At 70.5% G+C, this 18970-nt stretch carries 19 protein-coding genes; 11 read left to right on the top strand and 8 right to left on the bottom strand.

Annotated elements, in window-relative coordinates; all coding sequences use genetic code 11:
* Window positions 1-5: 5 nt before the first annotated feature.
* Window positions 6-527, top strand: a complete 522-nt coding sequence (locus E4T13_RS24190; protein ID WP_137180893.1) for a hypothetical protein — start codon at window positions 6-8, stop codon at window positions 525-527.
* Between the two features lie 74 nt (window positions 528-601).
* Here the strand turns inward: E4T13_RS24190 and E4T13_RS24185 are convergent, their stop codons facing one another.
* The 4 genes from E4T13_RS24185 to E4T13_RS24170 all read right to left on the bottom strand — a co-directional run bounded on the left by E4T13_RS24185 (window position 602) and on the right by E4T13_RS24170 (window position 5309).
* Entirely contained in the window at window positions 602-2002 is a 1401-nt protein-coding gene (locus E4T13_RS24185; RefSeq protein ID WP_170985206.1) for a PEP-CTERM sorting domain-containing protein, read from the bottom strand.
* 612 nt (window positions 2003-2614) lie between these two features.
* Window positions 2615-2989: a CBS domain-containing protein gene (locus E4T13_RS24180; RefSeq protein WP_137180891.1), complete on the bottom strand. Its 375-nt coding sequence runs from the start codon at window positions 2987-2989 to the stop codon at window positions 2615-2617.
* 136 nt (window positions 2990-3125) lie between these two features.
* Window positions 3126-3569 (bottom strand): CBS domain-containing protein, encoded by a 444-nt coding sequence (locus tag E4T13_RS24175; protein ID WP_137180890.1) that lies wholly within the window; start codon window positions 3567-3569, stop codon window positions 3126-3128.
* Between the two features lie 156 nt (window positions 3570-3725).
* Entirely contained in the window at window positions 3726-5309 is a 1584-nt protein-coding gene (locus E4T13_RS24170) for an ABC transporter substrate-binding protein (protein ID WP_137180889.1), read from the bottom strand.
* A gap of 215 nt (window positions 5310-5524) precedes the next feature.
* Here E4T13_RS24170 and E4T13_RS24165 point away from each other — a divergent pair, with 215 nt between their 5' ends.
* The 5 genes from E4T13_RS24165 (at window position 5525) to E4T13_RS24145 (ending at window position 10262) form a co-directional block, all read left to right on the top strand.
* A complete protein-coding gene (locus E4T13_RS24165) occupies window positions 5525-5905 on the top strand; it encodes a hypothetical protein (protein WP_137180888.1) in 381 nt (126 codons plus the stop codon).
* Between the two features lies 1 nt (window position 5906).
* Window positions 5907-6209, top strand: a complete 303-nt coding sequence (locus tag E4T13_RS24160) for a hypothetical protein (protein WP_137180887.1) — start codon at window positions 5907-5909, stop codon at window positions 6207-6209.
* Between the two features lie 93 nt (window positions 6210-6302).
* Window positions 6303-7298: a TAXI family TRAP transporter solute-binding subunit gene (locus E4T13_RS24155; protein ID WP_170985205.1), complete on the top strand. Its 996-nt coding sequence runs from the start codon at window positions 6303-6305 to the stop codon at window positions 7296-7298.
* Between the two features lie 25 nt (window positions 7299-7323).
* On the top strand, window positions 7324-9234 hold the full coding sequence (locus E4T13_RS24150; RefSeq protein ID WP_137180885.1) for a TRAP transporter fused permease subunit: 1911 nt from the start codon (window positions 7324-7326) through the stop codon (window positions 9232-9234).
* Window positions 9231-10262, top strand: a complete 1032-nt coding sequence (locus E4T13_RS24145; protein ID WP_137180884.1) for an amino acid ABC transporter substrate-binding protein — start codon at window positions 9231-9233, stop codon at window positions 10260-10262. Before E4T13_RS24150 ends, E4T13_RS24145 begins: the two co-directional genes overlap by 4 nt.
* Before the next feature lie 30 nt (window positions 10263-10292).
* Here the strand turns inward: E4T13_RS24145 and E4T13_RS24140 are convergent, their stop codons facing one another.
* Together E4T13_RS24140 and E4T13_RS24135 are read right to left on the bottom strand one after the other, a co-directional pair.
* Window positions 10293-11450 carry a Xaa-Pro peptidase family protein gene (locus E4T13_RS24140; protein WP_137180883.1) on the bottom strand — a complete coding sequence of 386 codons (1158 nt, stop codon included), beginning with the start codon at window positions 11448-11450 and terminating at the stop codon, window positions 10293-10295.
* Between the two features lie 27 nt (window positions 11451-11477).
* Window positions 11478-12413, bottom strand: coding sequence for a LysR family transcriptional regulator (locus E4T13_RS24135; protein WP_137180882.1), 936 nt, complete (start codon window positions 12411-12413; stop codon window positions 11478-11480).
* Between the two features lie 113 nt (window positions 12414-12526).
* On the opposite strand from E4T13_RS24135, the gene E4T13_RS24130 reads away from it, so the two are divergent.
* From E4T13_RS24130 to E4T13_RS24110, 5 genes are all read left to right on the top strand, one after another.
* Window positions 12527-13591: an LLM class flavin-dependent oxidoreductase gene (locus E4T13_RS24130; RefSeq protein ID WP_137180881.1), complete on the top strand. Its 1065-nt coding sequence runs from the start codon at window positions 12527-12529 to the stop codon at window positions 13589-13591.
* 74 nt (window positions 13592-13665) lie between these two features.
* The gene (locus E4T13_RS24125) at window positions 13666-14730 is read left to right on the top strand and encodes an ABC transporter substrate-binding protein (protein WP_170985203.1); all 1065 of its coding nucleotides are present in this window, start codon (window positions 13666-13668) and stop codon (window positions 14728-14730) included.
* A 52-nt stretch (window positions 14731-14782) separates the two neighbouring features.
* The gene (locus tag E4T13_RS24120; RefSeq protein WP_240791261.1) at window positions 14783-15526 is read left to right on the top strand and encodes an ABC transporter ATP-binding protein; all 744 of its coding nucleotides are present in this window, start codon (window positions 14783-14785) and stop codon (window positions 15524-15526) included.
* Window positions 15523-16299, top strand: a complete 777-nt coding sequence (locus E4T13_RS24115; protein WP_137180878.1) for an ABC transporter permease — start codon at window positions 15523-15525, stop codon at window positions 16297-16299. Before E4T13_RS24120 ends, E4T13_RS24115 begins: the two co-directional genes overlap by 4 nt.
* Window positions 16296-16925, top strand: a complete 630-nt coding sequence (locus E4T13_RS24110; protein WP_137180877.1) for a flavin reductase family protein — start codon at window positions 16296-16298, stop codon at window positions 16923-16925. The genes E4T13_RS24115 and E4T13_RS24110 overlap by 4 nt, the downstream gene beginning before the upstream one ends.
* Here E4T13_RS24110 and E4T13_RS24105 read toward each other — a convergent pair whose 3' ends face one another.
* Window positions 16926-17900 carry an ABC transporter ATP-binding protein gene (locus tag E4T13_RS24105; RefSeq protein ID WP_137180876.1) on the bottom strand — a complete coding sequence of 325 codons (975 nt, stop codon included), beginning with the start codon at window positions 17898-17900 and terminating at the stop codon, window positions 16926-16928.
* Window positions 17897-18883 carry an ABC transporter ATP-binding protein gene (locus tag E4T13_RS24100; RefSeq protein ID WP_137180875.1) on the bottom strand — a complete coding sequence of 329 codons (987 nt, stop codon included), beginning with the start codon at window positions 18881-18883 and terminating at the stop codon, window positions 17897-17899. Before E4T13_RS24100 ends, E4T13_RS24105 begins: the two co-directional genes overlap by 4 nt.
* Window positions 18884-18970 lie beyond the last annotated feature (87 nt).

Here is an 18970-nt window from a genome sequence, read left to right as displayed (position 1 = left end):
GGCCGATGCCCGGCGATCCCGCCCCGGTCCGGGTCAATCGCGCCCCGGTCCTGACGCTCTGGGCCACGGTGGTGGCGGAGCGGATGGGCCATCCGCCCGACCTTGCGCTCAGCCTCGGCAGCGTGGTGGCGTCGACGGCGGCACGCGCCAAGGCACGGCGGCTCGGCATCATCGCGGATGCGCCGCGAACGGCGCGAGAGCCGGCGCGGCGCGACACGGTGCGCCTGCTCGGCCGGGACGTCGCGCTGACGCATGACGCGGACGGGGTGGTGCTGGCCGATGCCGGCGAGGGCACGCCTGCCCCCGCCGCGCCCATCGCGGCCTATCTGGCCAAGGCCTTCGGCCCGCGGCTCGCGGAGGTGCGCGCCGCGATGCAGGAACTGGCGGAGCGGCACCTCCCCGAGGACCTCGATCGCGTCGGCTTCCGCCTGTACGAGCATTTCCGGCCGGAGGTGCCGGCGGATGTGCGCGGCTGGGGCGCCAAGGGCACGCTGGACCTCGCGAAGCTGCGCAACGCGAGGCCGTAGCGGCGCCCCGCACCGATCTGGATGACCTGCGAGGGGGAAGGAGGCAGGAGGGTTCGTCCCCTCCTGCCCCTCCATCACGCGGCGCGTCGCGGACGGCGCGCGGCGCCGAGCAGCAGCAGCCCGCCGGCGAGCAGTGCGACGCTGCCCGGCTCCGGCACGGCGATCTGGGTCAGGTAGACGCCCGCCCAGCTTTCTTCCTCATTCGCCATGCTCGCGGCGATCGCCAGCCTTCCGTTGCGGAAGCCGTCGCGCTCCAGGGCGAGGGCCGTGATCGGCAGGCCGCTCGCAGACGGGTCCAGCAGATCGCCGAGCATCGTCGAATCGAGGATCGTCACCGGCGCCAGCGCCGCGCCGCGGTCCAGATACAGGCCGAAAGGATTGCTCGCGCCTTCCGAGGCCTTGAAGACGGTGTTCTGCCCGTTCGCCGCGATGAAGGGCGAGGAGCGCCAGCGCGGCTCCTCGAACTCCTCGCCACCATCACCGCCGCCCACGCCGGAAGGGCGCCCTGAGAAGGTCCAGAACAGGAAGTCCTCGAATTCGCCGCCAGTCTCGGCGACGAGGGTCAGCGCGCCGGTCGCAACGTCCACCTGGAAGATGCCCTGGTGCACCGGGACCTCGCGCGTCACCTGGCCGGTGCCGCCACTCTGGTCGATGCAGGCCTGGATGACGGATGCCTGGCCCTCGCTTGGGCAGGTCAGCGTCACCATCCGCGTCTCGGTGCCCCAGGCGCCCCAGAAGGCAACCCGCCGTCCATCGAAGGAGAGCGCTTCGCCGATCTGGTTGAGCGTCGTGCCGCTCGGGTTCGATACGCCGGGTACCGTCTGACCGAAGGAGACGAGGGTGGTGAGGCCGGGCTGGCCGACGCGGGCGTGGTAGATGCCGCCTGCGCTCGGCGCGTCCTCGTTGTCGAGCCCGGTGAAGACGATCTGGCCGTTCGCCGCGCTCGGCGGCGCGGTCGAGCCGAACACGCCGCCGCCATTCGGCAGGGGCTGGCCGGAATGGGCAATGGTGACGGCGCCGCCCGTGCCGAGCGTGTCGCGGTAGAACACGCCCGTCTGCCCGTTGCCCTGCGGATCCGTGTAGTTGCCCTTGAAGGCGACGAGCTGCTGGTCGAAGGCGGATGGCGCGCCAGGGAACTGGTCGAACTTCACGCCGGCGGCGCCGACCGCGTCAGGCGGAACCTGGAATTGCGCGAAGCCGGGCACGGCGCCGACGCCGCTCATGCCCGTCACCAGCGCCCCGCCATTCGGGGTGGCGTAGATCCCGGCGGTGCCGACGCGCGTGATCGGGTCGCCCGTGTTGGGATCCGTCACCTCCCAGACGGGCTGTGACTGGCCGCGGGTCGCCACCATGCCGGATCGCGCATCGATGCGCGCGAAGGAGGGAAACTCGTTGAAGGTTGCGCCCGTGTTGTTCGGCTGCGGCACCAGGTCGTTGCGCCGCACGACGCTTCCGACCGGGCTCAGTGCGGCCATGTCCCTCGAGAATACGCCGGTGATCGGCTCGCCCTGGGCCTGTCCACCGCTCGTCCGGGCCCGGAACACCACCAGGGCGCTGTTGTTCAGGGACGGAGGGCTATAGCTGTTGAAGGCCCGGTCGCTTCCCGGGACCAGGTCCGCGTTGTTGGCGACGATCGTCCAGTCGAGCACCGCACCGGCGCGGGCAGGCGCCGCAGCGGGCAGTGCGGCGGCGCAAAGCGCGACCGCAGCGCAGGCGCCTCCGATCGCGGGATTCCAGCGCTGCCACGAGATCGGGATACGACCTTCGGCAGCCCGCCTTCTTGGTTTCCGCATTCTTGCAACTCCCCCAAAGAGCCGAACTTCGCCTGGTTGCCGGCACGGCAAATCAGGCGGCTCTTATTTAAGAGGGTGCGCGGAAAGGAGTCGATACGCAGGTGTATGGGTGCGTCAAAATAATGACAACGCGTTCTTTTAACATTCTAGCAAGGTGCAACTTCTGGACGCGGTGCCGGCGGCCGAGCGCTGACCGTCCCGCTCTCGCCGCGCCCGCAAGATCGCCGCCGCGTTGGGCGGTGTTCCGAACGCGCTGATCTTCTTCGAAACGCCGTGACGGTGGTGCCTGCGGAGTCAGCCGCGCATCAGGTCGCCCAGCCCGACGACGCCGATCAGCCGCCCGTCGGCGCCGCAGAGCGGCAGGTGGCGCAGGTCGCGCTGCTGCATGAGCGCGAGCGCATCGCCGGCGGTCGTCTCCGGCCGGATGGTTGCCGCGTCGCGCGACATCACCTCCTCCACCGCCAGGCCACGCAGCCCCTGCGCCCGGGTTGCGACGACGCGAACGATGTCGCGCTCACTGACCAGGCCCACCACGCGGCCCGTCCTGTCCTGCACGGGAACGGCGCCGAGGCGGCTGGCGGCAATCAGCCGCGCCGCTTCCGCCGCGGGCTCCTCGGGCGTGATGGTGAAGCAATGCGTGGGGGGTGACGCGGCGACCGATACGCCCATGGAGGCTGACTCCCTGCCGTGTTCTGGCTCAGCGCTCCCCAACGCCACTCCACATATCAGCGCGGCGATCCGTTCTGCAACGGTTCCGTGACACCGTCGGAAGCTTTTCGCCGCGCCCGCCGTTCAGTGCCGCCATTCAGTGCATGTAGCTGCGCGTCACGTAGTGGGTGAGGCTTTCCACGGCCTGGTCCTGCTGGGCGATGCGGTGCCGCACCAGGTCGCGCACGCTGACCAGGCCGAGCAGGACGCCCGCATCGTCCACCACGGGCAGGTGGCGGAAATAATGCTCGTCCATGATGCGCAGCGCGGCATCCACCGGCGTCTGCGGGCCGACCATGACGACCTCGCGTGTCATCAGGTCCTGCGCCGACAGGCCGGCGATGCCCTCGGCCCGCGTGGCGAGCGCACGCACGACATCCCGCTCCGAGACGATGCCGAGCACGGCGCCGCGCGAATCCAGCACCATGACCGCGCCGATGCGGCGCTGCTCGATGATGCGCGCAACCTCCGTCACCGGGCTGTCCGGCGTGACGGAGATGACGGCGTTGCCCTTCTGCCTGAGCACGGCGGCGATGGTCATGAGGAACTCTCCTGTCTGCGATCCCGTCGCGACAGGCCCGTTCCGCCCCCAGCCTGCTTCCTCGTGGCCGCGTTTACGGGCGAAACGCCATCCGGCGCAACGCGGCAACGTCGTTGCGCCGGTTAATTCGCGTTCACCCTTGGGCGACGACCCGGCTCAGCCGCGCTTCAGGTTCAGCGGCAGCGTCATGCCCTTCTGCTGGCCGGTGATGTCGCGGCGCCAGGCGGCGTCCACGTAGTATTGGCCGAGCGGGATGTAGGGCAGGTCCTGCCACAGCGCCGCCTGGATCTGCCGCGCGATGCCCTTCTGGGCATCGAGGTCGGGCGCGCCGAGCCATTCCTCGCGCAGCGTCTCAAGCCGCTCGCTGGTCGGCCAGCCGAACCAGGCCTGGCGGCCATTGGCGCGCAGCAGCGGATGCACGCCGGGATTGCCGAGGTCCACGCCGCCGAACAGCACGATCAGCGCGCTCCAGCCGCCCTGCGCGATGGGCTCCTGCCGCGCACGCCGTTGCAGCACGGTCGCCCAGTCGCTGTTCGCGCTCTCGGCGTTCAGGCCGCTGCGCTGCAGCAGGTCCGTCAGCACCGTGGTCATGGTGTTGTTGTTCACCACGTCGGTCGGGTGCAGCACGACGACGCGCTCGTTGTTGTAGCCGGCGGCGCGGATCGCCTCCTTCGCGCGATCGGTGCTGCGCGGCCCCATGAGCGCCGCGATCCCTTCGTCGTTGGACAGCGGGGAGGAGGTGGGGAAGGCGCCGATGCCGTCCGCCCAGCGGCTGCGATCGGTGCCCATGATGGAGCTCATGAAGTCGGCCTGGTTCACCGAATGCAGCAGCGCGCGACGGACCGCGGGATTGTCGAAGGGCGGGTTGAGCTGGTTGAAGCGCAGATGCGCCACCGTTCCGCCGGAGTCGATGCGCTGAACCACGATATCGCGGTGGCGCTGCAGCACGGCGCGCAGGTCCGGCGCGACCTGCTCGTACATGTCGATCTCGCCGGCCTGCAGCGCGGCGGCGACGGTGCCGGCATCGGGGATCCAGTTGAACACCACGCGCTCGAAATGCGCGAGCTTGGCGCCGCCGAGCAGGCTGGGCGGCCGCGGGTTGGGCACATAGCCCTCGAAGCGCTGATAGACCGCGCGCGCGCCGGAAAGCCGCTCCGCCGCCACCCAGCGATAGGGGCCGGAGCCCACCACCTCGGTGAAGGGGCGCGTGGGCTCCACGGTGGCGAAACGCTCGGGGTAGACGAAGCAGGGGTAGCTGCTGGGCTTGCCGAGCGCTTCCAGCATCGGGCCGAATTTCTGCTTCAGCCGGATCTCGAAGCGCCTATCGTCCAGCGCGCGCATCTCCTCCGTGCGGGCGCGCAGCGTCTGGCCGATGGTGTCGCGCCCCGACCAGCGCGTGATGGAGGCGATGGCGTCCTTGGCGCGGATCGGCTCGTTGTCGTGGAAGCGGATGCCCTCGCGGAGCGTGAACACCCAGCGCAGCCCGTCATCGGAGACGGTGTGGCCCTCGGCGAGCTGCGGGCGGATGACGAAGTTCTCGTCCGGGCCGTACAGCGTGTCCCAGCACATGTGGCCGTGGTTGCGCACGCCGTAGCTGGTGGTGCTCATCGGGTCCACCGCCGTCACATCGGCCTGCGGCATGTAGCGCAGCGTGGTGGCGGCGCTGCCCTGGGCCAGGGCGGGCATGGCGGGGGCGGCGGCGGCGGCGGCCGCGCCGGCAAGCAGGGTACGGCGGCGCATCGGATTCTCCTCGGGTCAGGTGCGCAGATTGGCGCCATCGCGACAGCCGATGCAACTCGCGCGCGGAAGCGAGGCTTGAAGCCGCCGCGTGTCAGGGCCACCTCGGCGCGGACGGTCCGGGCCCCTCTGGCGCGCCGTGCGGCAGGCCGCCGCACCGCGTGCGATGTCGGACCTCCATCCTGCGGCGGCGTGCCGCGACTTGGAGGAGAGGCGCCATGGCAAGCGCGGCCTTGTGGAACGTGAACTGCGTCGCGCGCGTGCTGCGCGTGGCGGGCGTCGTGCTGGTCGCGATCGGCGCGGCGGGATATCTCCTGCCGTCCGGCACCGTGCACTGGACGGCGCTGATCCCGGCCATTCTGGGCATGCTTGCGCTCGCCGCATCCTTCGCGCGCAACGCCGTGCTCGCGGCCGCGCTGGGCGCGGTGCTGTGTCTCGTCGCGCTGACCGGCGGCGGATCGGCCCTGCCGCAGCTTCCTGCCCTGCTGGCGGGCGATGCCGGCGCCGCCGTCGCCTCGCGCGCGGCCACGGCGCTGGTCGCGATCCTGGCGCTGGCCGGCATGGCCTGGGCGCTGGCCTTCGGGCGCCGGAGCGTCTGAGATGTTTGAGAGCCTGATCGCCTGGCTGGTCGCCACCTTCCTGCTCGGGCCGCTGCAGTCGAGCGTGGCCGAGCAGTTGCAGGCCGCGCGCGCGCCGGTCGCGGTGGTGCAGCAGGTCACGCAATGCGCCGCCGAGGCCGCGCCGCGTCTCGTGGCGCGGGCCGGCGCCGATCCCTGGTGGGCCATCACCACCGCGCTCGGCGCATGGACGGGCGCGACCAACCCCGAATCGGTGCTGGCCGATGCCGCGCCTGGCTGCGCGCCCGCCTTCCAGGCGGCGAGGCCCTACCTGGCGGGCAACTGACCCCCGCCGCCTGCCTTCACGCCCCCCGGGTGGTTGCGGCCGGGGCGCGGTCTGCGCATGATCCGTCCCAAGAGGCAGGTTGGGAGAAGGATCATGACTCTGTTCACCTCGCGCCGCGTGGCGCTGCTGGGCGCGGCCGGCGCCATCGCGATGCCCTTTGTCCGCACCGCGCAGGCGCAGCAGACCTTCGAATGGGTCGCCGGCTCCGTCGGCGGCGGCTGGTATACCATGGCTGCGGGCCTCTCGGCGCTGATCGCCGAGGAGAACCCGAACATCCGCATCCGCGTGGTGCCCGGCGGCGGCCTGGCGAACTCCACCCGCGTCAACAACAACCAGTCGCCGATCGGCTGGGGCATCGACGCCTTCACCGCCGCCGCCGCGCGCGGCGAGGACCCGTACAACCGCAAGCATGAGGATCTGCGCAGCCTCGGCACGGGCTACAGCCCGACCGAGCACAACCTGCTGCGCAAGGCCGACGGGCCTTCCGACATGCGCGCGATCCTGACGCAGCCGGGGGTGAAGATCGCCGCGCCGCAGCGATCCTCGACCGACGAGATGACCCTGCAGCGCATCATGAAGTTCCTCGGCACGTCGCCGGATGCGATCCGCAACGGCGGCGGCCGCTACCTGAACGGCAGCTACAGCGACATCGGCGCCGCCTTCGCCGACGGCCAGGTGGACTACATGTACGCCGCGCTGGCGAAGCCCGCCGCGCTGCTGACCGAGCTCGGCCAGGGCCGCCGTGCGGCGCAACTCGTCGGCTTCCCCGACGATGTGCGCAAGCATCTGATCGACACCTACGCCTATGCCGAGGGCACGCTGCCGGCCGGCACCTATCCCACGCTACAATCAGGCCCGCTGATGGTCACCACGATGGACAGCGTCATCCTGGTGAACAAGAGCGTGCCGGACGACGTGGCCTTCGGCATCACGCGCACGCTGATCCGCAACAAGGGCGCGCGGCTGGCGCAGATCCATGCCAGCATGGCGGCCTTCGATCCGGCCAAGGCGTGGCGCTACAACGGCGTGCCGCTGCATCCGGGCGCCGCGCGGGCCTTCCGCGAAGCCGGCGTGATGCCGCCGGCCTGAGGCCGGCGGTCGGGCGCGCCGGGACTTGCGCGACCTTCAGGGGCCATTGAGGGCCCTCTGCTGGAGTTGGGCCGCGGCGGCTGCCGCGGTCCATCTCTATTTCGGCGGCTTCGGATTCCCGGAGCCGATCCAGATGCGCGGCTTCCACCTGCTGGTCTTCACGCCGCTGCTGTTCCTGCTCTACCCCGCGCGCAGATCCGCGCCCACGCCACGCCCCACGCTGCTGGACTGGGCCTGGGCGGCGGCCTCCGCCGTTCCGCATGCCTGGGTGATGTGGAACTGGATGGCGGTGGCGGATCGCATGGAATACGTCGATCCCTTCACGCCCACGATGATGGCGCTCGGCATCCTCTGCATCGTCACGCTGCTGGAGGCGATCCGGCGCGCGGTGGAGCCCGGCCTTGCCGTGATGGTCGCGCTGTCGCTCGCCTACATGCAATGGGGCCATCTGCTGCCGGGCGTGCTGAACGCGCGGCCCTTCACGCCGGAGGAGATCGTCGAGGCCGCCTGGCTGGTGCCCACCGCGGGCGGTGTCTATGGCCCGCTGACCGGCATCGTGGCGACGATCATCGCGGTCTTCGTGCTGTTCGGGTCGTTCATGCAGGCCTCCGGCACGGGAAGGCTGTTCTCCAATTTCGGCTCCGCCGTGGCGGGGCGCTATGCCGGCGGGCCGGCGAAGGTGGCGGTGGTGACCTCCGGCCTGTTCGGCACGATGAGCGGGTCTTCCGTCTCCAACGTCATCACCACGGGGTCGATGACGATCCCGCTGATGATCCGCACCGGCTACCGCCCCTCCTCGGCCGGCGGGATCGAGAGCGCGGCGAGCGTGGGCGGGCTGCTGATGCCGCCGGTGATGGGCGCGGCCGCCTTCGTGATGGCCGAGATCACCAACATCCCCTACGGCCAGATCATCGTCGCCGCGGCGCTGGGCGCGATGCTGTACTACTTCGCCATCCTCGCCGCCGTGCATTTCGAGGCGAAGCGCATGGGCCTGGCGCCGATGCCGCTGAAGGACATCCCCGCCTGGCGCGAGGTGCTGGCGGATGCGCATCTGGTGCTGCCGATCATCCTGCTGGTCTGGCTGATGATGGAGCGCTGGTCGGGCAACTTCGCCGCCTTCTGCGCCACCATCGCGATGGTCGCCGTCTCGCTGCTGCGCGCCCGCACGCGCATGGGGCCGCGCGAGGTCTTCAACGCGCTGGCGCAGGCCGGTTTCACCATGGCGCCGCTGGCCGTCACCATCGCGGGGGCGGGCATCGTGGTCTCCGCGCTGACCGCCACGGGCATGGTCGTGGCGTTCGGCGGCATCATCAAGCAGCTCTCCGGCGGATCGCTGCCGCTGCTGCTGACGCTGCTGGCATTGACCGTGCTGGTGCTGGGCATGGGCGTGCCGACGACGCCCGCCTACATCATCGCTGCCGCGATCGGCGTCCCGCAGGTGCTGGAACTCGGCCGCGCCATCGGCGTGGAGCCGTTGCAGGCGCATCTCTTCGTCTTCTACTTCGCGGTGCTGGCGGATGCGACGCCGCCCGTCGCCGCCGCCGCCTTCGCCGCGGCGGCCATCGCCAAGACCAGCCCGTTGATCACGGCGGCGCAGGCGTCCCGCTACGGTATCGCGGGCTTCACCGTGGGCTTCGCCTTCATCTACGACCCGGCGATCATGCTGCGCGGGGACATCGGCGCCATCCTGCTGGCCGTGGCGATCCAGCTTGCGGCGCTGACGCTGATCACTTCCGGCTTTGCGGGCTACCTGTTGGCGCCGCTCGGCGTTCCGCTGCGCGCCGCGATGCTGGCGACCGGGATGGTCGCGGCCTTCGTCCATTCCGTGACCGACCTGACGCGCCTCCTGATCGGCGTCTCGGTGCTGGCAGCGGTGGTGGCGATCCAATTGGCGGGCGCACGGACGGCGCCCGCGGGACAGGGAGAGAAACGATGATCCGACGCAGCCTGATCGCCGTGGGGGCAGCGCTGGCCTTCGCGCTGCCCGCCGCGGCCCAGACCATGGCGCCGGCCGGGCCGACGCTGACCGCCACGCGCGCCAAGGGCGTGGTGGATTGCGGCGCGCATCCGGGCGCGCCCGGCTTCGGCGTGACGGACAGCCGCGGCGTCTACCAGGGCCTGGAAGCCGACACCTGCCGCGCCGTCGCGGCGGCGATCTTCGGCGATCCGGGCAAGGTGCGCTTCACGGTGGTGACCTCCGCCGCGCGGCTGCCGGCGCTGCAATCCGGCCAGATCGACCTGCTGCCGCGCACCACCACCTGGACCCAGTCGCGCGACACGGCCAACGGGCTGAACTTCACCGCGGTCACCTTCTACGACGGCCAGGGCTTCCTGGTGCGGCGCAGCGCGGGCGTGACGCGCGCTGCGCAGCTCGACGGCGCCTCGATCTGCGTCACCTCCGGCACCACCAACGAGCTGAACCTGGCGGACTGGGCGCGGAGCAACCGCATCAACATCCGCCCCGTGGTGTTCGAGCAGAATGACGAGACGCGGCTGGCCTATGTCAGCGGCCGCTGCGACGCCTTCAGTACAGATGCCAGCCAGCTTGCCGGAATCCGCAGCGCACTGCCGCAGCCCAACGACCATGTCGTGCTGCCCGACATCATCTCGAAGGAGCCGTTGGCCCCGGTGGTGCGGCATGGCGACGACCAGTGGTTCGACATCGTCCGCTGGACGGTCTTCGCGCTGATCGAGGCGGAGGAGCTCGGCATCACCCAGGCCAATGTGGACGAAATGCTGAAGAGCGAGCGGCCGGAGGTGCGGCGTCTGCTCGGCGTCAGTGGCGACCACGGGCCGTTCATGGGGCTGGACCGGCGCTGGGCCTACAACGCGATCAAGGCGGTGGGGAACTACGGCGAGATCTTCGACCGGCACCTGGGCGCCGGATCGCCCATCGGCCTGCCGCGCGGGCTGAACGACCTGTGGACCCGCGGCGGGCTGATGTATTCAATGCCGATCCGGTAGCGGGCGCAACGGGGCGGGGCATCGTGCGCCTCACCCCACTTCGATGATCGCGCGGGGCAGCTTCGACAGCAGCTCGGCGCCCGTCGCGGTGACGATGACGTTGTCGATCAGCCGCGCGCCGAGCCGCTCCGCATGCAGGAAGACCGGCGGCTCGATGGTCAGCACCATGCCTTCCTCGATCACCGCGGTGCTGCCGCCGAACATGTTGAGCGGCTCACCCCAGGAAGGCGGGAAGCCCGGCGCCAGCCCATAGCCGGAGGTGTGCAGCCGCCCGGCATCCAGGCCTGCCGCGGCGATGATGCGCTTCGCCGCCTCATGCGGCACGATCGCGGGCACGCCGGGGTGGATCGCCGCCATCATCGCCTCGCCCGCGTCGCGCACCACGTCATGCACGGCGCGCAGCCGCGCCGGCGGCTTGCCGAGCTGGAAGTTGCGGCCGAGCGTCGCAGTGTAGCGGCGGAAGGCGGCGCCGAGCTCGATGTTGCCGGCATCGCCCGCGCGCAGCACGCGCTGCGTCGGCGCACCATGCGGGTAGCAGAGCCGCTCGCCGGTCACCAGGTTCATCGTGCTGGCGGGCAGGCCGCAATTGCTGGCGAGTAGCGCGCGGTAGCCTTCCGCCGCCAGTTCCAGCTCCGACCGGCCCGGCGCGGCGATCGCCATGCAGGCGCGGAAGGCTGCGTCCGCGCGCGCCGCCGCTTCCCGCGTCAGCGCCAGTTCCGCCGACGACTTGCGGGCCTTCAGGTCGTGGATGAGGTTGGTCGGCTCCGCCACCAGTGCAGGGCCGAGGAGGTCCCTGAGGCGCAGATAGTGATGCGGGTGCAGGTAGTAGCCCGGCACGTCCAGCCCGACGCGCGCGCTGAGCAGCCCGCGGTCGCGGGCGAGTTGCGCGAAGGCCTCGATGGGGTCCGCGGGCTCCCCGCCGCCCCAGCCGATCGCTTCCTCGATCAGCGCGTCGTCCTGCCATTCGCCGATGTCGGAACCGCGCGAGAGCAGCGTCAGCGGTTTCGCATCGGCAGCCAGGAGCAGGCACTGGAAGCCCTGGTAGGACTTCGCCTCGCCGCCGGTCAGCCAGTGGATCGAGACGGGATGCACCACCACCAGCCAGTCGAGGCCTGCGGCGGCAACCGCGCGCCTTGCGCGTGCCACGCGGCCGGCGAATTCCTCGGCGGTGAAATCATGCTTCGACATGCGATCCTCCTCGGCCGGCGATCCTGTTCACGACCGCGCCGCGCCGTCCAGCGCGCGGGCGGGCCAGCCGGCGCGCACCGCTTCCTTGACCACGCGGCGCAGCAGCGCGGCGACCGGCTCCACCACCTCGGGCTCGCCGGGCTCGGCGGCGCCGACCAGCGCGAGCGTCCACTGCACGCGCGGGCGGAACGGCACGCCGGCCAGCTCGCCGCGCTGCGCCTCCCGGGCGAAGCCACCGCGAGTCAGCAGCGCGAAGCCGGCGCCCGCGCGCAGCAGGGCTCGGATCACGGAGTGGTCGTCCACCTCCAGCCGTGCCGGCGGCGCGCCGCCTTCCTCGGCCAGCCACGCATCGAGCAGCCGGCGCGAGGCGTTCGGCCGCCCCGGCAGGATCAGCGGCAGCTTCGCCACCGCCGCGGGCGTTGCGAAGCCGCGTGCCAGGGCGGGCGCATCGGGCAGCCCCACCAGGCATACCTCCTCGCGCGCCAGCGGCACGATCCGAAAACCCTTGCGCGGCAGAGGATCATGCGCGAGCGCCAGGTCCACGCGGCCGCGCACCAGCCAATCCTCGATGGTGCCGGAGAAGCCGCCGAGCACGCGCAGCTGCACGCCCGGCAATTCGCGCGCCATGCGTTCGGCCAGGGGCGGCATCAGCCAGCGGCCCGCGGCGGGCGGTACGGCGAGCGTCACCGCGCCGCTCGGCCCCGCAGTCGCGCCGCGGATCTCGCTGCGCGCCTGTTCCAGCGTGCGGAAGGCGGATTGCGTGCGGTCGAGCAGAATGCGCCCGGCCTCGGTCAGCGTGACGCCATGGCCGTGGCGTCGGAACAGCTTGCGGCCGAGTTCGTCCTCCAGCGCGCGGATCTGGCGGCTGACGGCGGGCTGCGAGATGCGCAGCCATTCCGCGCCGCGGCTGTAGGAGCCGTATTCAGCGACAACCTGGAAGTACCGCAGCGCGCGCGTGTCCATCGCAGGGCGATCCAACGATCCGGTTATGGAGGCTATGCCGCTTATGCCTTGGACGGAAGGTCTCGCCGGTCATAGCGTTCCGCCCCGAGGAAGGTCACGGAACAGGCGCCCGCATGAAGTTCGGCTTGATGACGCAGATCCAGATGCCGCGTCCCTGGACCGAGACCACCGAGCGCGAGGGCTTCTGGAACTGCCTGACCCAGGCCGAGGCCGCCGACGCCGCAGGCTTCCACCATTTCTGGATCACCGAGCAGCACTTCTTCATCGAGATCGGCCACTGCTCCCAGCCGGAGATGGTGCTGGCGGCGATCAGCCAGCGCACGAAGCACATGCGGCTCGGCTTCGGCGTGATCCTGATGCCTGTGCACAACCCCTTCTTCATCGCGGAGAAGGTCGCGACGCTCGACGTGCTGAGCAACGGCCGCTGCGACTTCGGCGCGGGGCGCGGCACCTCGCCCTATGTCGTCACGGGCCTCGGCCACGATCCCGCGCTGGGCCGCGATGTCGGGCGGGAATCGATGGAAGCCGTGCTGCGCATGCTGGAGAACGACCTGTTCCCCGGTTTCAAGGGCGCGCATTTCGACCTGCCGCCGCGCCATGTGGTGCCGCGGCCGATCCAGCGTCCGCATCCGCCGATCTGGGTCGCCGCCTCCACGCTGGAATCCTGGCACCATGCCGGCCGGCAGGGCTTCGGCGTGATCGGCGTGACGCGCAACACGCCGGAGGAGACCGCACCCTCCATCGCCGCCTATCGCGAAGCGATACGCCATGCCGATGCGTCGTCCCTGGTGGCGCGCGTTCCGAACCCGCAGACCGGCGTGTTCGCGATCTCCTGCGTGCATGACGATGACCGCACCGGGCGCGACCTGGCCTGCGCCGCGGCGCGCTGGTACTACGGCGACAACGACGCCGAGCTGAACCGCGTGCGCTTCGCCACCGATGGCGGCGTCGGCCGGATCAGCGACAAGATCAGCAAGCGCAGCAACGACGAGCTGATCGCCGATGCGATGGCGATCGGCGGCAACGCCGACACGGTCTGCCGCCAGGTCGAGGCATGGGCCAAGGTCGGCGTCGACCAGATGATCTTCTTCCTGCAGGCCGGCCACACGAGCCATGCGCAGGTGATGCGCGCGATCGAGCTGATCGGCACGAAGGTCATCCCGCGATTCGCCGACTGAGACTCGACAGCACCACCGGGAACAGCGGAACATCAGGCACGGCGGCAAGGCCGGGCGAGGAGAGGAGGATGGCAATGTCCGGGATCGGCAGGCGTGGCCTCGGCAAGGCCGGCGCGGCGGGCATCGTTGCAGCCGCGATGGGCGGTCGCGCGGCGCGCGCGCAGGCACCGAAGGTGCGCATCTGGGGCGCCTCGGCGACCATCGAGGCCTATCACGGCTTCCTGTTCCTGGGCATCCCGCTCGGCTTCTACCGGGACAACGGGATCGACGCGGAATTCGGCACCGCCGCCGGCTCCGCCGCCACGCTGCAGCTCGTCGCCACCAACCAGGCGCAGCTCGGCTATGTCGGCATGGAGACGATGATCCTGGCGAAGCAGCGCAACCCGACGCTGCCGATCACCGCGGTGTATCTGCAGGATCGCGGCAACATCTACGAGATCGTGGTGCCGGAGGACAGCGGCATCCGCCAGATCGCCGACCTCAAGGACAAGAACATCGGCGTGGCCAACCTTGCCTCCGGCGCGATCCCCTCGCTGCGGGCGATGCTGGTGGATGCGGGGCTGAACGCCGATTCGAGCGTCGGGCTGATCCCTGTGGGCAATGGCGCGGCGGCGGCGACGGCGCTGCGCACCAACCGCGTGCAGGCGCTCTCGCTGTTCCGCGCGCAGCATGCGGTGATCGAGACGCTGGGCATCAAGCTGCGCTACTTCCAGCGCGACCAGCCCTCCGCCGTGCTGATCGCCAACACGAACTGGATGCGTCAGAACCCGGATGCCGTGGTGGGCGCGCTACGCGGCGTGGTGGCGGGATCGATTTTCGCCCAGGTCGCGCCGGAAGCGACGGTGCGCGAGCACTGGAAGATGTTCACCCGCCCCACCGGCCTGTCGGAGGAGGAGGCGATGGCGCGGGCCAAGCATGTGCTGACGCGATCCTCGGAGCTGTGGAAGCGCTGGGACGACGCCTCCACGCAATGGGGCAGCATGACGAAGGACCAGTGGGACCGCATGCAGGCCTTCATGGTGCAGCAGAAGCTGATGCCGCAGCCGATCGACAGCGCGACGCTGTTCACCACCGACTTCATCGGCCGCGTGAACGCGATGGACACCGGCGCGATCGTGCAGCGGGCGCGCGCGGCCTGACCGGATGCAGCCTGCCGGGAGGGGGGCCGCGCTCAGCATCCGCGGCCTCGGCATGGTGTACCGCAGGGGCGATTCGGCGGTGGAGGCGCTGGCGGGCTTCGACCTGGAGGTGGCGGACCGGGAGTTCGTTGCCATCGTCGGCCCCTCCGGCTGTGGCAAGAGCACGCTGCTGAAGCTGGTCACGGGGCTGCGGCCGCCGACCAGCGGCAGCATCACGCTGTACGGCAGACCGGTGACGGGACCGCGCAGCGATGTCGGCATCGTCTTCCAGACGCCGGTGCTGTTTCCCTGGCGCACGGTGCTGGACAACGTGCTGCTGCCGGCCGACGTGCTGCATCTGCCGCGCGCGGAATACACGGCGAAGGCGAAGGAACTGCTGGAATTGGTCGGGCTCGGCGGGTTCGAGCGGAACTACCCGCAGGAGCTTTCGGGCGGCATGCAGCAGCGCGCGGCCATCGCGCGCGCCCTGGTGCATGATGCGCCGCTGCTGCTGATGGACGAGCCCTTCGGCGCGCTGGACGCGATGACGCGGGAGGGGATGAACCTGGAACTGCAACGCATCTGGGCGGCCAGCCGCAAGACCGTGCTGTTCATCACCCATTCCATCGCGGAGGCGGTGTTCCTGGCCGACCGCATCGTGGTGATGTCGCCGCGCCCCGGCCGCATCATCGAGATCATCGAGAACCCCGCGCCGCGGCTGCGCAGCATGGAGGATACGCTGGCGCCCGAATTCGGCCGCATGGTGCACCATGTGCGCGGGCTGCTCGGCGGCGTGCCGACCGGGGCGGCGCTGTGACGGCCTGGCTGCGCAGGGCGGCGCTGCCGCTGGCGACCTTCGTGGTGTTCATCGCCGTCTGGGAAGCCATCGTCCGCGTCTTTGAGGTGCCGCCCTACCTGGTGCCGGCGCCGAGCGCGGTGGCGGAGGCCTTCGTCATCGGCTTCGCGCGCGCCAACTACCTCGGCCATGCCGCGATCACGGCCTTCCAGGCGGTGTCCGGCTTCGTCGCGGGCAGCCTGCTGGGGCTGGCCATCGGCATCCTGGTGGTGGTGTTCCCGACCGCGGAGCGCATCGTCTATCCCTATGTCGTGGCGTTGCAGACCGTGCCGAAGGTGGCGGTGGCGCCGCTGATCATCGTCTGGTTCGGGTTCGGCATGGAATCCAAGATCGTCATCGTCGCGCTGGTCTCGCTGTTCCCGGTGCTGGTGAACGTGATCGCGGGGCTGAAGGCGGTGGACCAGGACCGGCTGGACCTGATGAGCGCGCTGGGCGCCAGCCGCTGGCAGATCCTGCGCTACCTGCGCCTGCCGAATGCGCTGCCCTTCATCTTCGCGGGGCTGAACACGGCAATCGTGTTCAGCGTGATCGGCGCGATCGTCGGCGAGTTCGTCGGCGCCAACAAGGGCATCGGCTTCCTGATCCTGCAGGCGAATTTCGCGCTGGACATCGCCGCGGCCTTCGCGCTGTTCGTGGTGCTGTCGATCATGGGCGTCACGCTGCACGCCACGCTGCAATGGGCGCAGAGGAAGATCGTCTTCTGGGCGCGGGCGGAGGAGCATTTCCGGGCGTGATCTTCGACATGGAAGCGCTGCCGCCGAAGGAGCGCTACAAGCTGCTGACCGCCACCGTCGTGCCGCGCCCGATCGCCTGGGTGGTGACGCTGGATGCCGCCGGCGTGGTGAACGCCGCGCCCTTCTCCTTCTTCAACGTGCTGTCGCAGGATCCGCCCGTGGTCGGCGTCAGCATCGAGCCGCCGCATGGCGGGGGCGTGAAGGACACCGCGGCCAACATCGCGGCGACGGGGGCGTTCACGGTCTGCCTGGTGTCGTCCGCCAACGCCGCGGCGATGAACGTCACCGCCATCCCCTTCGCGCCCGGGGTGGACGAGCTGGCGGCGGCCGGGCTGACCGCCGCGCCTTCCAGCCGCATCGCGCCGCCGCGCATCGCCGAAAGCCCGGTCGCGCTGGAATGCACGCTTTTCCAGACCATTCCGATCGGCGGCCACCGCCTGGTGCTGGGGCGTTGCCTGGCGATGCATGTGCGCGACGACTGCGTGCTGGATGCCGAGCGCCACTACATCGATACCGCAAGGCTCGACCTGATCGGGCGCACCCACACGCCGGGCGGCTATGTGCGCATGACCGGCAGCTTCGACCTGCCGCGCATCACGGAGGAGGAATGGCGGCAGCGCGGGTGATCACCCGCGTTTGTGGCAGGCGACCCAGTGGCCTGGGCGTGCCTCCCGCAGCGGCGGCGTCTCCGTTCGGCAGATGCCGGCGTCGGCGATCGGGCAGCGCGTGTGGAAGTGGCAGCCGCTCGGCGGGTTGAGCGGGTTCGGCACGTCGCCCTGCAGCCGGATGCGCGCGCGCTTCAGCTTCGGGTCCGGGATCGGCACGGCCGAGAGCAGCGCCTCGGTATAGGGATGCAGCGGCGTGGTGTAGAGCTCCCGCGCCGAGGCGATCTCCACCATCCGCCCGAGATACATCACGGCGACGCGGTCGCTGATGTGCTCCACCACCGACAGGTCGTGGGCGATGAAGATGAAGGTGAGCCCGAATTTTTCCTGCAGATCTTCCAGCAGGTTTACCACCTGCGCCTGGATCGAGACATCGAGCGCGGAGACCGGCTCGTCGCAGACGATCAGCTTGGGCGAGACCGCCAGCGCGCGCGCGATGCCGATGCGCTGGCGCTGGCCGCCGCTGAACTCGTGCGGGAAGCGGCGCATCTGGTCGGCGTTGAGCCCGACCGTCTCCAGCAGTTCCACCACGCGGTCCTCGCGCTCCCGCGCGGTCTTCGCGAGGCCATGGATCACCAGCGCCTCCGCGATGATCGCGCCCACCGTCATGCGCGGGTTCAGCGAGGCGTAGGGGTCCTGGAAGATGATCTGCATGTCGCGCCGGAGCGCGATCATCTGCTGCTGGTCGAAGCGCGTGATGTCCTGCCCCTCGAACCAGATCGTGCCTTCCGTCGGCTCGATCAGGCGCAGGATCAGCCGCCCCGTCGTGGACTTGCCGCAGCCGGATTCACCCACGAGCCCGAGCGTCTCGCCCGGCGCCAGGTCGAAGCTGACGCCGGAGACGGCATGCACCTCGGCGACCGTGCGGCGCAGGACGCCGCCCTTCACCGGGAAGCGCTTCACCAGGTTGTCCACGCGCAGGAGAGGCCGGTTCATGCGATCTCCTCCGCGCGGATGCAGGCCACCTTGCGGCCCGGCGCGATGTCGCGCAGCGGCGGAGGGGCGGCGCGGCAGGCTTCGATGGCGTAGCCGCAGCGCGCGGCGAAGCGGCAACCCTGCGGCGGGGAGAGCAGGCTCGGCACCGTGCCGGGGATCGCCTCAAGCCGGCGATGCTCGGTCGCGGCCAGGTCGAGACGCGGGATCGAGCGGATCAGCCCCTGGGTGTAGGGGTGCAGCGGGCGGTCGAACAGCGCCTCCACCGGCGCCTCCTCGACCACCTGGCCGGCATACATCACGATCACCCGCTGCGCCGTCTCCGCCACCACGCCCATCGCGTGCGTGATGAGCAGCACGGCCATGCCGAGCCGCTCCTTCATCTCGTTCAGCAGGTCGAGGATCTGCGCCTGGATCGTCACGTCGAGTGCGGTGGTGGGCTCGTCCGCGATGATCAGCTTCGGGTCGCAGGACAGCGCCATGGCGATCATCACGCGCTGGCGCATGCCGCCCGAGAACTGGTGCGGATAGTCGTGCACGCGGCGGGAGGCGTTCGGGATGTGCACGAGGGAAAGCATCTCCGCGGCGCGATCCATCGCCGCCTTGCGGGAGATGCGCTGGTGCTGGCGCACCGTCTCCGCGATCTGCTCGCCCACCGTGTAGACCGGGTTCAGCGAGGTCATCGGCTCCTGGAAGATGAAGCCGATCTCCTTCGATCGGATGTCGCGCATCCGGTCGGGACGCGCCGGCACCAGATCCTCGCCCTGCCAGAGGATGCTGCCGTCCATGATCCTGCCTGGCGGCATGTCGATCAGCTTCAGGATCGTCTTGGCCGTGACGGTCTTGCCCGAGCCCGACTCGCCGACGACGGAGAGTGTCTCGCCCGCATCCAGGCTGAGGTCCACGCCATCCACGGCATGCACCCAGCCATCGTCGGTCTTGAAGTGGACCTTCAGGCCCCGGATGTTCAGCAGGCGGCCGGTCATCCGCGTTCCCCCAAGGCGGCCAGCGAAGCTGGCCGAGCCGCCGAATGGCGGCCGCCGCCGGTGCGTCGTGCTGGCAGCGCGCCTGCG

This window comes from Roseomonas sp. AR75 (genome assembly GCF_005222815.1).
Taxonomy (GTDB): Bacteria; Pseudomonadota; Alphaproteobacteria; order Acetobacterales; family Acetobacteraceae; genus Falsiroseomonas.
The sequence above is the reverse complement of the archived record's forward strand: the minus strand, read 5'-3'. Positions and strand labels throughout refer to the sequence as shown.

Bases quoted from the DNA above. Each gene is read 5' to 3' on its own strand.
- E4T13_RS24145 (WP_137180884.1), top strand. From the start codon at position 9,231: ATGATCCGACGCAGCCTGATCGCCGTGGGGGCAGCGCTGGCCTTCGCG.
- E4T13_RS24155 (WP_170985205.1), top strand. From the start codon at position 6,303: ATGACTCTGTTCACCTCGCGCCGCGTGGCGCTGCTGGGCGCGGCCGGC.
- E4T13_RS24175 (WP_137180890.1), bottom strand. From the start codon at position 3,569: ATGACCATCGCCGCCGTGCTCAGGCAGAAGGGCAACGCCGTCATCTCC.
- E4T13_RS24190 (WP_137180893.1), top strand. From the start codon at position 6: ATGCCCGGCGATCCCGCCCCGGTCCGGGTCAATCGCGCCCCGGTCCTG.
- E4T13_RS24120 (WP_240791261.1), top strand. From the start codon at position 14,783: ATGGTGTACCGCAGGGGCGATTCGGCGGTGGAGGCGCTGGCGGGCTTC.
- E4T13_RS24130 (WP_137180881.1), top strand. From the start codon at position 12,527: ATGAAGTTCGGCTTGATGACGCAGATCCAGATGCCGCGTCCCTGGACC.
- E4T13_RS24125 (WP_170985203.1), top strand. From the start codon at position 13,666: ATGTCCGGGATCGGCAGGCGTGGCCTCGGCAAGGCCGGCGCGGCGGGC.
- E4T13_RS24105 (WP_137180876.1), bottom strand. From the start codon at position 17,900: ATGAACCGGCCTCTCCTGCGCGTGGACAACCTGGTGAAGCGCTTCCCG.
- E4T13_RS24185 (WP_170985206.1), bottom strand. From the start codon at position 2,002: ATGGCCGCACTGAGCCCGGTCGGAAGCGTCGTGCGGCGCAACGACCTG.
- E4T13_RS24180 (WP_137180891.1), bottom strand. From the start codon at position 2,989: ATGGGCGTATCGGTCGCCGCGTCACCCCCCACGCATTGCTTCACCATC.
- E4T13_RS24100 (WP_137180875.1), bottom strand. From the start codon at position 18,883: ATGACCGGCCGCCTGCTGAACATCCGGGGCCTGAAGGTCCACTTCAAG.
- E4T13_RS24165 (WP_137180888.1), top strand. From the start codon at position 5,525: ATGGCAAGCGCGGCCTTGTGGAACGTGAACTGCGTCGCGCGCGTGCTG.
- E4T13_RS24135 (WP_137180882.1), bottom strand. From the start codon at position 12,413: ATGGACACGCGCGCGCTGCGGTACTTCCAGGTTGTCGCTGAATACGGC.
- E4T13_RS24160 (WP_137180887.1), top strand. From the start codon at position 5,907: ATGTTTGAGAGCCTGATCGCCTGGCTGGTCGCCACCTTCCTGCTCGGG.
- E4T13_RS24140 (WP_137180883.1), bottom strand. From the start codon at position 11,450: ATGTCGAAGCATGATTTCACCGCCGAGGAATTCGCCGGCCGCGTGGCA.
- E4T13_RS24170 (WP_137180889.1), bottom strand. From the start codon at position 5,309: ATGCGCCGCCGTACCCTGCTTGCCGGCGCGGCCGCCGCCGCCGCCGCC.